The following is a 14852-nucleotide window of genomic DNA, read 5'->3' as shown; positions in this document are numbered from 1 at the left end:
CTTCAGTCGATGGCACGGCACTGGGTGTCGGCGCGGCCGTCGGCGGTCCAGGTCGCCAGAATGCCTTTGCCGCGCAGTTCGGTCGCCCCGGCGCGGTACCAGATCCCGTCGGCGGCGCGTTCCTGGAACAGGTCGGCGGCCTCGCCGTGTGAGTTGCGGACCGTGGCCATAGAGCGGGGATTGTCGAAATCGACCGTCAGCCGTTCGCCGTTGTCGCACAGATAGACGGTGCGGATGACCCGGTTCTCCGCCCGGTCCTGAAGCTCGGCCCCGGTGCGTCGCCGCGCGGTCTGGGCCTCGACCGCCCGCTGCTGCACCGCCTCCGCGCTGTCCGGGGCCTCGCGGGATTCGCCGCACCCGCCGAGCAGGGTAAGGCCGCCGAGGACGAGCGGGACGAGGACGATCTTCATGGAAACTCCGGCGAGGTGTCAGTCAGGCTTTGCCGTAACGGGTTCACGCGTCACGCGTTCCGGTCCGCCGCGCCCGGAAGAAGGCGCGCAGGGATTCGGCGCTCGCGTCGGCCAGAACCCCGCCCTCGATCACAGGACGGGAATGGAGCGTGGGCTGGTCGAACAGGCGGGGTCCGTGGATCACGGCACCGCCCTTCGGATCGTCCGCGCCCCACACCACACGGCCGATTCGGGCATGGCTGATCGCGCCGGCGCACATGGCGCAGGGCTCCAGGGTGACATAGAGCGTCAGGCCGGTCAGACGATAATTGCCCGTCGCCGCCGCGGCCGCCCGGATGGCCTGGATTTCGGCGTGGGCGGTGGGATCATGCCCGGAAATCGGGGCGTTGGCGCCCGTGGCGACCACCGTGCCGGTGGTCTCGTCGACGATTACGGCCCCCACGGGAACCTCGCCGGCGTCCGCCGCCGCTTGCGCAAGGTCCAGTGCCATGCGCATGAACCGCTCATCATGGCCCGCCATCCCGACGACAACGACAAGAAGCCCCGCCCCAGTCAAGCCCCGAGGGCGCACAAGCCCGGGGACCGGCCGAAAAGCGGCACCGCGCGCCCGGGCTCGGCCTCGGCCGCCCTGTTCCAGTCCAGCGCCAAGGCCCCCGAGGGCGGCCGGGGCTCCGGCAGCGGCCGCGCCTATCCGGCCGACAAGGGCGCACGCCCCGAGCCGAAGCCCAAGGGACCTCGCGCCGGCGGCAAACCGGGCAAGCCCGGGGCGAAGGACGCGGCCCCCGCCGAGCCCAAGCGCAGCGAGCGGATCGCCAAGGCCATGGCGCGCGCGGGCATCGCCTCGCGCCGCGAGGTCGAGCGGCTGATCGGTCTGGGCAAGGTGGCGGTCAACGGCCGCATCCTGGACACGCCCGCCACCCTGGTGACGCGCGATGACGTCATCACCGTGGACGGCAAGCCGATCGCGGCGGCCCAGGCCACGCGCGTCTGGCGCTACAACAAGCCGGTCGGCCTGCTGACCTCGCACAACGATCCGCAGGGGCGGCCGACCGTGTTCGACGCCCTGCCCAGCGGCCTGCCGCGGGTGATCTCGGTCGGGCGCCTCGACATCAACACCGAAGGCCTGCTGCTGCTGACCAATGACGGCGAACTGAGCCGGGCGCTGGAGCTGCCGGAGACGGCCCTGGTGCGTCAGTATCGGGCCCGGGCGCGCGGTCGCGTGACCCAGGCGGATCTCGACAAGCTGAAGGACGGGGTCACGGTCGACGGCGTCCGCTACGGCCCCGTCGAGGCCTCGATCGACAAGGCCACGACCAAGGAAGACGGCTCCCAGGCCGCCAACCTGTGGATCAGCGTCCAGATCGCCGAGGGCAAGAACCGCGAGGTCCGCAAGGTCCTTGAATCGGTCGGCCTGACGGTCAACCGGCTGATCCGCCTGGCCTATGGCCCGTTCCAGCTGGGCACCTTGGCCGTCGGCTCGGTGGAGGAGGTGGGCCCCCGCGTCATCCGCGAACTGCTGGGCGAGCATATCCGTCCCGACAACCTGCCCCAGGGCAACACGGTCGAGACGCCCGCGCCGATCCCCGGCCGCCGGACGGGCGCGCCGAAGGTTACCGGCACATCGGGCTCGGCCATGTCGGACCCGTCGCGCAAGCCCAGCCGAGTCCGCGCCGCCGCCACGGCCCAGGTCGAGGGGGCCGAACGCGCCAACCGTCCGCCCAAGAAGGCCGGCTGGGCCAAGGCCGCCGCGCCGAACCCGCGCGGCCCCTCGACCAAGAAGCCCTGGGCGCCCCGCGAGGGCGCGGCCCCGACGGGCGACCGCCCGGCCCGCGTGTTCAAGCCGCGCGACGACAAGATGATCGGCCCCAAGTCCGCGACCTGGGCGCGCGACGGCGACAAGCCGAATCGCGAGGGACCGAAGCGGGACTTCAAGCCGCGTGACGGAACCGGCGCGCCGCGCACGGGCGGGCCTCGTTCGGGTCCCGGCGGCGCCAGACCTGCGGGCGGCAAGCCCGGTGGATCACGCGGCCCCTCGCGGGGCTGATCCGGCCGGTCGCCAGTCGCGCGGGCCGTCGGCCAGCCGCTCGATGACGACCAGCATGATGGCCGTGACGAAGATCTCGGGTGCCAGCTCGACCCAGTCCGAATCGCGTCCCACCTCCATCGCCGACAGGGGCTGCCAGAACAGGGCGATCATCAGGTTGTTGGCCAGATGCGCGCCGATGGCGAACTCCAGCCCGCCCAGCCGGATCGCGGCCCAGGTCCAGATCGCGCCGGACAGGGCCCGGGCGACGAAGGCCACGGGATCCGGGTCGAGGTGCAGGGCCGAGAACAGCAGGCCGTTGATCAGGCACAGGACGACGGGGTGGCGCGTGAGCTGGGTGCTCAGCCGCAGCAGGACGCCGCGGCAGATGACCTCTTCCGCCGCCGCCGCCCCGAGCAGGCCCACGACGCTCGCGACGACGAAGACCGGGCGCGTCCAGTCGGCATAGATCGGGCTGAACAGCGGCGGCGTCCACTCCGCGCCCATCAGCAGATAGACGGGGAACAGGATCACGCTGACGCAGCCCATCGCCAGGAAGCCGACCCCGAGGTCCCAGGCGTTGAACCGGCGACCCGGCCACAGGAAGTCGGTGAGGGGCCGCAGATAGATCATGGCGGCCGCGGCGAGAACGGCCACGGCCAGACTGCCCAGAATCGCCGCCAGAAACAGGGTCTGCTTGCTCTCGTCGATCAGGCGGAGCGGCGTCTCGGCCAGGGGGCCGGACAGGCTCAGTTGATCGGGGCTTCCCGTGATGATGCGGACGACGATGACCAGGACGAGGGTGACGACGACCATCAGCAGCATCGCCAGGGCGATGAAGCCGATCAGCTTGAGCCAGGGGCATTGCGGCGTGAAGCCGGTGACCATGGGCGACCGGCGCGCCAGCGGGACGGCGCGGATCAGGGCTTCATAGGGGGGCATGGCTCACCGTTGCATTGCGTCGCGGTTTCGGTCCAGAGGCAGGCGCATGAGGATCGTATCTGGAAAGCTGAAGGGCCGGGCCATCGTGGCGCCGGAGGGTCAGGGCACGCGCCCGACCTCGGACCGCGCGCGGCAAGCCGTGTTCAATGTGCTGGAGCATGCGGCCTGGGCTGAGCCGCTCCAGGGGATGCGGGTCATGGACCTGTTCGCCGGCTCGGGGGCCCTGGGCTTCGAGGCCATCAGCCGGGGCGCGGCCTTCTGCCTGTTCGTAGAGACCGACGAGCTGGCGCGCGGCGTGATCCGCGAGAACGCCGACGCCTATGGCCTTCTGGGCACGACACGGGTGCACCGGCGCAGCGCCGTGGATCTCGGCGTCCGGCCGGGGTCGGACGGGGAGGCGTTCGACCTCGCCTTCCTCGACCCGCCCTATGGCAAGGGGCTGGGCGAACAGTCCCTGCAGCGTCTGCTGGACGGCAGATGGCTGAAGCCGGAGGCTCTCGTGGTGTTCGAGCGCGGGTCGGACGAGCCCGAGATCGAGACGCCCGGCTTCGAGCGGCTGGACGCGCGCGACTACGGGGCGGCGCGGGTGCTGTTCCTGCGGGTTCTGCCCTAGGGCCTTCGGGCGCTGCCTTGTGCGGCACCGATCAGCCGCCGCGCAGCCGCGCCGCCAGTCCGGCCGCCGCGGCGGTGACTTCGGCCCAGGTGACGTCGAAGCCGTCGTCGTCGCCGAAATACGGATCGGTCACGGCCTGGCCCTCGCGGCCCGGCACATGGTCCAGCAGCAGGCTGAGCTCCGCCAGCGCGTCGGCGGGGGCCAGCCGGCGCATGTTCGACAGGTTGTCGTGGTCGAGCGCGACGATGTGGGTGAACCGGCGGAAATCCGCCGGCTTCACCTGCCGGCCCTGATAGCCCGAAATGTCGATGCCGTGGCGGGCGGCGACCGCCCGGGCGCGGGGATCGGGCGGATCGCCGATGTGCCAGTCACCGGTGCCCGCCGAGTCCACCACGAGGTCGAGGCCCAGCCGATCCGCCTCGGCGCGCAGGGCGGCCTCGGCCAGGGGCGAGCGACAGATGTTGCCGAGGCAGACGAAGAGGACGGAGGGCATGGCTTCACCTAACGCGGGGACAGGCCGACAGGACTGTCATCGCCGCCCGAACAGCTTCTCGAGGTCGTGGAGCTTCAGCTCCACATAGGTCGGACGGCCGTGGTTGCATTGGCCGGAGTGGGGGGTGGCCTCCATCTGGCGCAGCAGGGCGTTCATCTCGGGCGCGGACAGGACGCGGCCGGCGCGGACCGAGCCGTGGCAGGCCATGGTGCCGCAGACCTCGCCCAGCCGCTCGGACAGGGCCAGCGCCGCGCCGTGTTCGGCCAGGTCGTCGGCGATGTCGCGGATCAGGCCCTGGACGTCGGTGTCGCCCAGCAGGGCCGGGGTCTCGCGGACCAGCACGGCCCCGCCGCCGAACGGTTCGACGATCAGGCCCAGCTCGGCCAGTTCGTCGGCGCGGGCCAGGACCCGGTCCGCCTCGGCCGGGTCCAGCTCGACCACCTCGGGTGTCAGCAGGGCCTGACGGGTGACCGACCCCTGGGCCATCTGGACCTTCATCCGCTCGTAGACGAGGCGTTCGTGGGCGGCGTGCTGGTCGACCACGACCAGGCCGTCCCTTGTCTGGGCGACGATATAGGTGCCGTGGACCTGGGCGCGCGCGGCGCCCAGCGGCTGGTCGATGGGGTCTGAGGTGTTGGCGGCGCCCGACTGCTCGGGCCAGCCGGTAAAGCCGGGCGGCGGGGCCTCCACGCGGGCGCTGCGCTCCGACAGGCCGGGAATGTCCTGGTTCGCCGCGACGGGCCGGTCCCAGCCTGTCCAGCCGCTGAATCCGCCGGCGAAGCCTTGCGAGGTCTGTGAGCTCGGACTGAAGGCGGCACCGGTGTGGGCCGTGAAGCCGGCCAGCACGCTGTCGGCGACGGTGGTCGAGGCGCGGTGGCCGGCGGCGTGCAGGGCGTGGCGCAGGGCCCCGACGATCAGGCCGCGCACCAGGGCCGGATCGCGGAACCGGACCTCGGCCTTGGCGGGGTGGACGTTGACGTCGACGAACAGGGGGTCGATCTCGAGGAACAGGACCGCCGCCGGGTGCCGGTCACGGGCGAGGAAGTCGGCATAGGCCCCGCGCAGAGCCCCCTGCAGCAGCCGGTCGCGCACCGGCCGCCCGTTGACGAACAGATACTGGTGCCCGCCGTTGCCGCGGCTGTAGGTCGGCAGACCGGCATAGCCCGACAGGCGGATGCCCTCGCGCGACTGGTCGATCAGCAGGGCATTGGCCTCGAAATCCCGGCCCAGCAGGGCGGCGAGCCGCTTCAGCCGGCCCTCGTCGCCGGGGTGTTCGGCGGGCAGGCGCAGGGTCGTGCGGCCGTCGAGGTCCAGCGTGAAGGCCACCCCCTCGTGTGCCATGGCCTGGCGCTTGATCTCTTCCGAGATGGCCATGGCCTCGGACCGCTCCGACTTCATGAACTTCAGCCGGGCGGGCGTGGCGTAGAACAGGTCGCGGACCTCGACCCGCGCCCCGTGCGGCCCGGGGAAGCCGGCGGGGGCGACCGGGCGCTGGTCGCCCCCCTCGACGGTGATCTGGTGGGCGTCGCCGCCGGGGCTGCGGCTGGTGATCGTCAGCCGGGCCACCGAGCCGATCGAGGGCAGGGCCTCGCCGCGGAAGCCCAGGGTGGAGATGCGCAGCAGATCGACGTCGCCGGCGTCGTCGGGCTCCAGCTTGGACGTCGCATGGCGTTCGACGGCCAGGGCCAGCTGGTCCGGGGCCATGCCGTGGCCATCGTCGGCGATCAGGATGCGCGACAGTCCCCCACCGTCGGCCTGGACCTCGATCCGGGTCGCCCCGGCGTCCAGCGCGTTCTCGACCAGCTCCTTGATGGCGCTGGCCGGGCGTTCGACCACCTCGCCGGCGGCGATGCGGTTGACGGTCTCGGGCGGCAGGCGGCGGATGGGCATGGGTGTCACAGACTGCGGTAGCGGACGGCGCGGCGCGGTCCTACCTTCACGGTTCACATAGGCAGGATGGCGTCGATGACCACCCGGATACTGCTTCAGACCACGATTCCGCCCATCGAGGACGACTGGAATATCGGCCGCTTCTCGCGCCTCGTCGCGCACCTGGCCGCGCTGGAGGGCGTCGAGGTCATTGCGCGCGACCGGGCCGTGCCGGGCGGAGCGACTGATCCCGTGCTGGGGTCGCTCGACACCAGCCACTTCGACCAGCTGTGGCTGTTCGCGGTCGACACCGGCGACGGGCTGAACGCCGACGAGTGCGCGGCCATCGGCCGGTTTCGGGCGAAGGGGGGCGGGCTGATGGTGACCCGCGATCACATGGACCTGGGCACCTCGGTCTGTACCCTCGGCGGGCTCGGCGCGGCCCACTATTTCCACTCGAAGAACCCGGACCCGGACGCCAGCCGCAACGCCCGGGACGACGTGGACACCACCCATATCGACTGGCCCAACTATCATTCCGGCGCGAACGGCGACGTTCAGACCATCACCCCGGTGGGCGAGGTCCATCCCCTGCTGAAGGACGGCGAGGGCGTGATCCGTCTCCTGCCCGCTCATCCGCACGAGGGCGGGGTGGGGGCTCCGGCCGAGGCCCCGGACGCCCGGGTCATCGCCACCGGCGTCAGCCGCACCACGCAGCGGCCGTTCAACATCGCCGTCGCCTTCGAGGGCGCGGACGGCGCGGGCCGGGGCGTGGCCCAGAGCACCTTCCACCATTTCTGCGACTACAACTGGGACCCCCGCGACGGCTGCCCCAGCTTCGTCGACGAACCGCCGGGCGACGCCATCGTCCGCGACCCCGAAGGCCTGCGGCAGACGCGGACCTATATGACCAATCTGGCGCGCTGGCTGTCGTGAAGCCGGGACCCCAGCTGACCGAGCGCCAGGCGAAATGGTTCGCCTCGGTGCAGGCCAATTTCGAGGCCCAGACCGGCAAGCCGTTGGCGGCCTGGGTCGAGATCATGAAGACCTGCCCCGAGACCGCGCACCGCGCCCGGGCCGCCTGGCTGAAAGCCGAACACGGCCTCGGCCAGAACCATGCGGCCCAGATCCTCGACGCGGTCCGCGCGGAGGGCAATCCCGGCTGGGACGAACCCGCCGAACTGCGCGCCGCCCTGTGGAAGGACGCCGGATCGCTGGCGATCATGGAGGCGGTCGAGGCGGTGGCCGCCGGCGTCGAGGGCGTCATGTCGGGCCAGCGGAAAGGCTACACGGCCTTCAGCCGCGCGGTTCAGTTCGCAGCCATCCGGCCGCTGAAGGGCGGGCGGGCGCTGCTGGGGCTGAAGCTGGAACCGGAGGCCTCGGCGCGGCTTTCGCCGGCGGTGAGGAAGGAAAGCTGGTCGGAGCGGCTGAGCGCCGTGGTCGAACTGGACAACGCGGCGGCGGTCGACGGGGAGATCGCGCGGCTGTTTGGGGCGGCGGCGGAGCGAGGGTGATGGTTGGCCGTGGTGCCGGGTTTAGGCTGGGCGACAAAGGCCGTTTTCGACCACGAACGGGAAGTCTTGCACGGCGCCAGGCGTGACGTAGCCGACTACGCATCGCACGGTTGAACCATCCTGCGAGACGATGATTTCTCCGTCTCCTTCGCAATTTATGCCTTGGATTCCAACGAATCGGTCACCCGCTCTCTGAAGGCGCTGCGTTCGACCGCAAAGGTGCAGGACTACGGACGTCGCATCAGGGCCTGTCTTGACGCTAAAACTGTTCGGCACGGGGCCACACGCCGCAACAAGCGAAGTTAGAACCAAACCGAGCATCCCGACCAACCTGCGCATCGTGCGGAGGCTGCCAGTCCCGACTAACCTACGCAATCGACCTGTAAGGCGACAGCTCCGCCGTCATCGCCACAATCTCCGCCTCCACACCGCTGCGTTCCTGCTCCAGATACCGCGCCACCGGGGTCCGCAGGGCCGGGTCCGAGATCCAGTGGGCGGAATAGACGGGGGAGGGCAGGTAGCCGCGCGCGATCTTGTGCTCGCCCTGGGCCCCCGCCTCGACGCGGGAGAGGCCCCGGCTGATCGCGAAGTCGATGGCCTGGTAGTAGCAGAGCTCGAAATGGAGGAAGGGCACCTCCTCCAGCGCGCCCCACTGGCGGCCGTACAGGGCGTCGCGGCCGATGAAGTTCAGGGCTCCGGCAATCGGGGTCTCGTCGCGGAAAGCCATGACCAGGGCGATCTGGTCCGCCATCGTCTCCCCGATCATTGAGAAGAAGGCGCGGGTCAGATAGGGGCGACCCCATTTCCGGGCCCCGGTGTCCTGGTAGAAGTCGAAGAAGGCGTCCCAGTGGGCCTCGGTCAGGTCGGAGCCGGTCAGCACCCGGATGTCCAGGTCGCCCTGCGCCTCGCGGCGTTCCCGCCGGATGGTCTTTCGCCGGTTGGACGACAGGGCGGCCAGGAAGTCGTCGAAGGTGGCGTAGCCGTCGTTCCTCCAGATGAACTGCATGTCCTGGCGGCGCAGCATCCCGGCCTCGCCCATCGCCGACCATTCCGGTGCGTTCGGAAAATTGACGTGCAGCGACGACACGCCCAGCCGCTGGGTCAGGGTAAGCGCCCCCTCGATCAGGGCCGCGCGGACCGTCGCCCCGTCCGTCCCGGGCGCGTGCAGGAACCGCGGCCCGGTCGCGGGCGTGAAGGGCACGGCCCCCAGCAGCTTCGGGTAATACTGCCCGCCCGCCCGCTGATAGGCGTCGGCCCAGCTGTGATCGAAGACGTATTCGCCCTGGCTATGGCCCTTCAGATACAGCGGCATGCAGCCCAGCACCGCGTCGTCCGGACCCATCAGGGTCAGGTGACGCGGGCCCCAGCCCTGACGCGCGACAGCGCTGCCCGACGCCTCACAGGCGTGCAGGAAGTCGAAGCTGACGAAGGGGTCGCCGGTCGGGCCGGCGCAGGCGTCCCACGCCTCGCGCCCGATGGCCGCGATGCTGTCGTGGACCTGGAGGGTGAACTCGGGCTGGGCGTTCACCGCACCTCGACGATGGCGTCCACCTCGACGGCGAAGCCGAGGGGCAGCTGATAGACGCCGACGGCCGAGCGGGCGTGGCGGCCGGCGTCGCCGAACACCTCGACCATCAGGTCCGAACAGCCGTTGATGACAGCGGGGATGGCGGTGAAGCCCGGTCCCGCCTGGACGAAGCCGCCCAGCTTGACGATGCGCACGACGCGGTCGAGGTCGCCGTCCAGAGCGGCGTTCAGCTGGGCCAGCAGGTTGATGCCGCACAGGCGCGCCCCGGCATTGGCCTGTTCCGGCGTGACGTCCTCGCCCACCGTGCCCTTGAGCCCGCCCGAGGCGTCGTTCGACAGCTGGCCCGAGATGTGGACCAGATTGCCCGTGCGCACGAACGGCACATAGTTGGCCACGGCCGCGGCGGGCTGGGGCAGGTCGATGCCGAGTTCGGTCAGGCGGGCGGTGATGGACATGCTGGGCTCCAGATAGGGATCTGGGGGCGGTTTAGCGCGGGCCTGCGACGTCTCGCCAGCCCTTAAGTCTTCGCCAACCGGCGTGTGGCATGATGCCGTCATGGAAACGCTCTCTCCCACCCAGGTCGCCGCGTTCAACGCCGTCCGGGCCCGTCTGACCGCCGAAGAGCGGGCGCGGGTCGACATCGCCTCGGTCGAGGCCGTGGAGCCGGCGGTGACCGCCGCGCCCCACTGGAATTTCGACCTTCCGGCCCACGCCGCCGACCGGGCCCTGGGCCCCGACGCCACCGACGCCCTGCGCCGCGCGCTCGTCGCCACCTGGGCGCTGGAGCTGCCGGGGCGCGCGAAACAGGCGGCCCTGCCGGGCGAGGTGATGGAGCTCTATCCCTACTGGCTCGACCGGATGGCCGAGTTCCTGACCGGGGCGGCCGAGACCGACGCGCCCTATGACGCCGACCACTGGGCCAAGGATGTGCGCATGGCCCTGGTGCTCAGCGTGCCGGGGGCCCTGACCCAGACCATCGACCTGTCCTCGCCCATGGGACCGGGGCAGGTGGTCCGGAACGGCCGCGAGGGCCACGGCTGGGGCCAGCTGATCCAGTACGTCCGCGCCCAGGGCTGGAAGAAGCCCTGGCTGGAAGTCCATACCGAAAGCCGCCAACTGGCCGACTTCAACGAGGCCGGCTGGGACCGCGCCTGGGCGACGGCCGCGGCGATCTGCAAGACCCGGCCGGAGCTGGCCGGCATGATCGGCTCCAGCTGGTTCTACGATCCGCCGCTGGAAACCATCAGCCCGCGCCTGGCCTATCTGCGGCTGAACCCGCTGAAGGGCGGGGCCTTCATCATCCACCAGGGCCCCGCGCCGATCCATTCGGAGCGCGCCAGCGCCTCCTCGCCGACCCGCAAGGCCCTGATCGAGAGCGGCGAATACACGCCCAGTTCCTGGCTGGTCGCCTGGCCGCGGGCGACGCTCATCCCCTGGGCCGAGCAGCGGAAGATGGCGCTGGAGATGGCGGAGGCGGCCTAGCGGTCCTTCTCCCGCAAGGGGAGAAGGATCACTGCATCCGCGCCCACGCCGCCCCGACCGGCACGATCTCCAGCCCCGCCGCCTTCGCCAGCCGGATGACCCGGTCCAGATCGTCCGGCGTGCACCCATAGGGCGTCGGTCCGTCCATCACGTCGTGGCCATAGGCGATCAGCCAGCCCTTCCGCTCCGCCGTCTCCGCCATCAGGGCCTCGAGGTCGTAGCCGGGCAGGCGGCGGCTCTCCAGGCCGATGGCCTGCAGGTTCGCCCGATCCGCCGACGCGGCGTTGACTCCGTCGCGGATGCCGCGGCCCAGGGCGAACCGGTCGGCGACGACGGCCTTGGTTCCCCGCGCCACATCGCCGAACGGCCAGGCGAAGGTCTGCATCCGGTGTCCGTCCAGCCGCTCGGCCACCCAGGCGGCGTTGCGCTCCAGGTCGGCCGCATAGTCGGCCGCCGACAGCCTCAGGGCATTGGCATGGCTATAGGTGTGGCACCCGACCTCGTGGCCCGCCTCGTACAGGGCCTGCAGGTGCGCGGTGGTGAACTGGGGCAGGTCGAGGTTCGCGCCGCTCTCCAGCCCGCCGCAGACATAGTAGGTCGCCTTGATGCCGTGCCCGGCCAGGATCGGCCCGGCCTCGGTCCAGGCCGTCGCGGGAATGTCGTCGAACGACAGGCTGAACACGCCGGATCCGGGGCGGACCGGCACGGTGCGGACATCCAGATAGCGGCCGGCGCGGCGACGCATCTTGTCGAGAAGGGCGGACATGGGCCCACTGTGCCCGACCCGCCTTAAGGACGCTTCAACGCCCGCCCGGCGACCACGGCCCCGGCCCCGAACTTCGCGCGCAGGGCGTCGATGGTGGTCTCGGTCTTCAGGGTGCGGGCCTCGCCGCTGTCGAACAGGGCCGGCGGCATGTCCTCGGCGTCCTGGATATCGGCCAGGCCGATGCCGATCAGGCGATAGGGACGGCCCAGTTCGGGCTTCAGCAGGTCGCGGCCGATGGCGAACAGGGCCCGCGCCGTCTGCACCGGGTCGGGCAGGGTAGTGCGCCGGGTGACGATCCTGAAGTCGGTCCGCCGCAGCTTCAGCACCACGACGCGACTGGCCACCCCGTCGCGCCGGGCCTTGGAGGCGATCTTCTCGCACAGGGGCCAGAGTTCGGCCTCCAGATCCTCCTGCGTCGTCAGGTCGGTGTGGAAGGTGTTCTCCGCGCTCATGCCGCGCCGGTCGTGCTCGGGGTTCACGCTGCGGGCGTCGCGGGCATGGGCCAGGTCGTGCAGTCGCAGGCCCGTCTCGCCATAGCGTTTGACCAGGTCGCGCACATCCGCCTTCGCGAGGTCGCCGACCGTGGGAAAGCCGTCGCTGACCAGGGTCTTGCCGAACACCGGCCCGACGCCCGGCAGGATGCGCACCGACTTCGGGGCCAGCAGGGCCTGGGCGTTCGCCGCCCCGATGACCGAGAAGCCACGCGGCTTGTCCAGTTCGGACGCGATCTTGGCGAGGAAGCGGTTGGGGGCCAGGCCGATGGACACCGACAGGCCGGTCTCCTCCTCGATCCGCTTCTGCAGGCGAATCAGCTGCAGCGCCGGCGGCCCGCCGTTCAGCCGTTCGGTGCCCGACAGGTCGATCCAGGCCTCGTCCAGCGACAGGGTCTGCACCAGCGGCGTCAGGGTTCTGACCATGCCGAAGATGCGCTCGGACTCGGGCACGTATTTGGTGAAGTCCGGCTTGATGACCACGGCGTCGGGACAGGCCTTCAGCGCCTTGAACATCGGCATGGCCGAATGCACGCCGTAGATCCGGGCGATGTAGCAGCAGGTCGAGACCACGCCCCGGGTCCCGCCGCCGACGATCACCGGCCGGTCGCGCAGCTCGGGCCGGTCGCGCTTCTCGACCGAGGCATAGAAGGCGTCGCAGTCCAGGTGGGCGATCGACAGGCTGGACAGCTCGGGGTCGCAGACGACGCGCGGCGAGCCGCAGGCCGGGCAGCGCGCCACCGCGTCCGCTCCGGTCCAGAGACATTCTCGACAGATGGCGATTATGGCCACGCTTGGGTTTCCGACTTCACCCCAACTTAAGACTGCGCAGGCAAGATCGTAAGCGAAGAAGGCAAATGCCAGCGTCCGCACACGCGCACGCACGACGAGGCCGCAAACCGGGTGAAGATGTCCAAGAAAGTCCTCATCGTCGAGGATAACGAGCTGAACATGAAGCTTTTTCATGATCTGCTCGATTCCCAGGGCTATCAGACGTTTCAGACCCGCGAGGGGCTGCAGGCGATGGCCCTGGCGCGCCAGTACATGCCCGACCTCATCCTGATGGACATCCAGCTGCCCGAGATCAGCGGCCTGGAGGTCACCAAATGGCTGAAGGACGACGAGGAACTGGCCCACATCCCCATCATTGCCGTCACCGCCTTCGCCATGAAGGGCGATGAGGAACGCATCCGTCAGGGCGGCTGCGAGGCCTATATCTCCAAGCCGATCTCGGTGATGCCGTTCCTCGAAACGGTGCGCAAACACCTCGGCGTTCCGGTACTGGCGGGATAGGGACCGATGACCGCGCGTATCCTTGTGGTCGACGACGTCGAGGCGAACGTCCGCCTGCTCGAGGCCAAGCTGACGCTGGAATACTACGACGTCCTGACCTGCAGCGACGGCGCGACCGCCGTGCGGCTGGCGGCGTCGGAAAAGCCTGACATCATCCTGCTGGACGTCATGATGCCCGGCATGGACGGGTTCGAGACCTGTCGCCGCATCAAGGCCGACCCGGCCACCAACCATATCCCGATCGTCCTGGTGACGGCGCTGGACGGGCGCGAGGACCGGATCAAGGGGCTGGAGGCCGGGGCCGACGACTTCGTGACCAAGCCGCTGGACGACGTCGTCCTGTTCGCCCGCGTCCGCTCCCTGACCCGGCTGAAGCTGGTCATGGACGAACTGCGCGAGCGCGATGAGAGCGGCCGCCGTCTGGGCGTCACCACCGACGGGGCCGGCCGACTGCGCGGCTCGGGCGGTCGCGTCCTGATCGTCGACGACAACGCCCGGCAGGCCGCAGGCATCGCCGAGGAGCTGACGCGCGAGCATCGCCCCGTGATCGAGACCGATGCGGCCGCCGGCCTGATTTCATCCAAGACGCCCGTCGATCTGATGATCGTCAATGTGACGGCGGCGTCCTTCGACGGCCTGCGGCTGATCGCCCAGGTGCGCTCGGCCGATCCGACGCGACATCTCCCCATCCTCGCCGTGGTCGATCCCGCCGACCGGCCCCGTCTGGTCAAGGCGCTGGAACTGGGCGTCAACGACATCCTGATGCGGCCGGTGGACCCCGAGGAACTGGCCGCCCGCGCCCGCACCCAGGTCCGCCGCAAACGCTACACAGACTTCCTGCGCGAGAAGCTGGACTACAGCCTCGAGATGGCCGTCACCGACGCGCTCACGGGCCTGCACAATCGCCGCTACATGGCCGGCCAGCTCCAGGCCTTCGTGGGCCGCGCGGCCCTGGGCGGAGAGCCCGTGTCCGTGCTGGTCCTGGACATCGACCACTTCAAGAAGGTCAACGACGGCTTCGGTCACGACGCCGGCGACGAGGTCCTGCGCGAATTCGCCGTCCGCCTGGCCACCAACGTCCGCGCCGTCGACCTGCCGTGCCGCCTGGGGGGCGAGGAGTTCGTGGTGGTCATGCCGGGCACCACGATCGAGGACGCCCATCGCATCGCCGAACGCATCCGTCGCGACGTCGGCTCGACCCCGTTCCGCGTCATGGGCGGTCGCGAGCATCTGACCGTGACCATCTCCATCGGCGTCGCGGCCTCGACCGGCCCGGGCGATACGCCCGACGCCCTGCTGAAACGCGCGGACGAGGGTGTGTACGAGGCCAAGGCCAGCGGCCGCGACAAGGTCATCGCCCGGGCCGCCTAGGCCACAGGGGCCCATCGTCCCGATACGACAGCGAGCCGACATTGGATCGCGATGCCT

16 protein-coding genes are annotated in these 14852 nt (G+C 70.5%); 7 read left to right on the top strand and 9 right to left on the bottom strand.

Annotated elements, in window-relative coordinates; translation table 11 throughout:
• Positions 1-2 precede the first annotated feature (2 nt).
• Positions 3-410, bottom strand: a complete 408-nt coding sequence (locus tag BRESU_RS11860; RefSeq protein WP_013269798.1) for an MliC family protein — start codon at positions 408-410, stop codon at positions 3-5.
• 43 nt (positions 411-453) lie between these two features.
• Positions 454-930 carry a tRNA adenosine(34) deaminase TadA gene (tadA, locus tag BRESU_RS11855; protein WP_245528563.1) on the bottom strand — a complete coding sequence of 159 codons (477 nt, stop codon included), beginning with the start codon at positions 928-930 and terminating at the stop codon, positions 454-456.
• On the opposite strand from tadA, the gene BRESU_RS11850 reads away from it, so the two are divergent.
• Entirely contained in the window at positions 919-2454 is a 1536-nt protein-coding gene (locus BRESU_RS11850; protein ID WP_013269796.1) for a pseudouridine synthase, read from the top strand. The two genes, tadA and BRESU_RS11850, sit on opposite strands and share 12 nt — an antisense overlap.
• Here the strand turns inward: BRESU_RS11850 and BRESU_RS16945 are convergent.
• Positions 2431-3375, bottom strand: coding sequence for a CPBP family intramembrane glutamic endopeptidase (locus BRESU_RS16945; protein WP_013269795.1), 945 nt, complete (start codon positions 3373-3375; stop codon positions 2431-2433). The two genes, BRESU_RS11850 and BRESU_RS16945, sit on opposite strands and share 24 nt — an antisense overlap.
• 46 nt (positions 3376-3421) lie before the next feature.
• Between BRESU_RS16945 and rsmD the strand changes: the two genes are divergently transcribed.
• On the top strand, positions 3422-3988 hold the full coding sequence (gene rsmD / locus BRESU_RS11840) for a 16S rRNA (guanine(966)-N(2))-methyltransferase RsmD (RefSeq protein WP_013269794.1): 567 nt from the start codon (positions 3422-3424) through the stop codon (positions 3986-3988).
• A gap of 31 nt (positions 3989-4019) precedes the next feature.
• Here the strand turns inward: rsmD and BRESU_RS11835 are convergent, their stop codons facing one another.
• Together BRESU_RS11835 and mutL are read right to left on the bottom strand one after the other, a co-directional pair.
• Entirely contained in the window at positions 4020-4481 is a 462-nt protein-coding gene (locus BRESU_RS11835; protein WP_013269793.1) for a low molecular weight protein-tyrosine-phosphatase, read from the bottom strand.
• 36 nt (positions 4482-4517) lie between these two features.
• Positions 4518-6371, bottom strand: coding sequence for a DNA mismatch repair endonuclease MutL (gene mutL, locus BRESU_RS11830; RefSeq protein WP_013269792.1), 1854 nt, complete (start codon positions 6369-6371; stop codon positions 4518-4520).
• A gap of 75 nt (positions 6372-6446) precedes the next feature.
• Between mutL and BRESU_RS11825 the strand changes: the two genes are divergently transcribed.
• Both BRESU_RS11825 and BRESU_RS11820 read left to right on the top strand, forming a co-directional pair.
• The gene (locus tag BRESU_RS11825) at positions 6447-7286 is read left to right on the top strand and encodes a hypothetical protein (protein WP_013269791.1); all 840 of its coding nucleotides are present in this window, start codon (positions 6447-6449) and stop codon (positions 7284-7286) included.
• On the top strand, positions 7283-7864 hold the full coding sequence (locus BRESU_RS11820) for a DUF4287 domain-containing protein (RefSeq protein ID WP_013269790.1): 582 nt from the start codon (positions 7283-7285) through the stop codon (positions 7862-7864). Before BRESU_RS11825 ends, BRESU_RS11820 begins: the two co-directional genes overlap by 4 nt.
• A 367-nt stretch (positions 7865-8231) precedes the next feature.
• On the opposite strand, the gene BRESU_RS11815 is transcribed toward BRESU_RS11820, so the two are convergent.
• Together BRESU_RS11815 and BRESU_RS11810 are read right to left on the bottom strand one after the other, a co-directional pair.
• The gene (locus BRESU_RS11815) at positions 8232-9392 is read right to left on the bottom strand and encodes a GNAT family N-acetyltransferase (protein ID WP_013269789.1); all 1161 of its coding nucleotides are present in this window, start codon (positions 9390-9392) and stop codon (positions 8232-8234) included.
• Positions 9389-9847: a RidA family protein gene (locus BRESU_RS11810; RefSeq protein WP_013269788.1), complete on the bottom strand. Its 459-nt coding sequence runs from the start codon at positions 9845-9847 to the stop codon at positions 9389-9391. Before BRESU_RS11810 ends, BRESU_RS11815 begins: the two co-directional genes overlap by 4 nt.
• Positions 9848-9947: 100 nt before the next feature.
• On the opposite strand from BRESU_RS11810, the gene BRESU_RS11805 reads away from it, so the two are divergent.
• Positions 9948-10874, top strand: a complete 927-nt coding sequence (locus BRESU_RS11805; protein ID WP_013269787.1) for a hypothetical protein — start codon at positions 9948-9950, stop codon at positions 10872-10874.
• A gap of 28 nt (positions 10875-10902) precedes the next feature.
• On the opposite strand, the gene BRESU_RS11800 is transcribed toward BRESU_RS11805, so the two are convergent.
• A complete protein-coding gene (locus BRESU_RS11800; protein ID WP_013269786.1) occupies positions 10903-11640 on the bottom strand; it encodes a polysaccharide deacetylase family protein in 738 nt (245 codons plus the stop codon).
• A gap of 23 nt (positions 11641-11663) precedes the next feature.
• Positions 11664-12923, bottom strand: a complete 1260-nt coding sequence (locus tag BRESU_RS11795; protein ID WP_013269785.1) for a DNA polymerase IV — start codon at positions 12921-12923, stop codon at positions 11664-11666.
• A gap of 117 nt (positions 12924-13040) precedes the next feature.
• Between BRESU_RS11795 and BRESU_RS11790 the strand changes: the two genes are divergently transcribed.
• Together BRESU_RS11790 and BRESU_RS11785 are read left to right on the top strand one after the other, a co-directional pair.
• Entirely contained in the window at positions 13041-13424 is a 384-nt protein-coding gene (locus tag BRESU_RS11790; protein ID WP_013269784.1) for a response regulator, read from the top strand.
• Between the two features lie 6 nt (positions 13425-13430).
• On the top strand, positions 13431-14795 hold the full coding sequence (locus tag BRESU_RS11785; RefSeq protein ID WP_013269783.1) for a PleD family two-component system response regulator: 1365 nt from the start codon (positions 13431-13433) through the stop codon (positions 14793-14795).
• Positions 14796-14852: the final 57 nt, after the last annotated feature.

This window comes from Brevundimonas subvibrioides ATCC 15264 (assembly GCF_000144605.1).
Taxonomy (GTDB): Bacteria; Pseudomonadota; Alphaproteobacteria; order Caulobacterales; family Caulobacteraceae; genus Brevundimonas; species Brevundimonas subvibrioides.
This window is presented reverse-complemented; position numbering and strand designations above follow the sequence as displayed.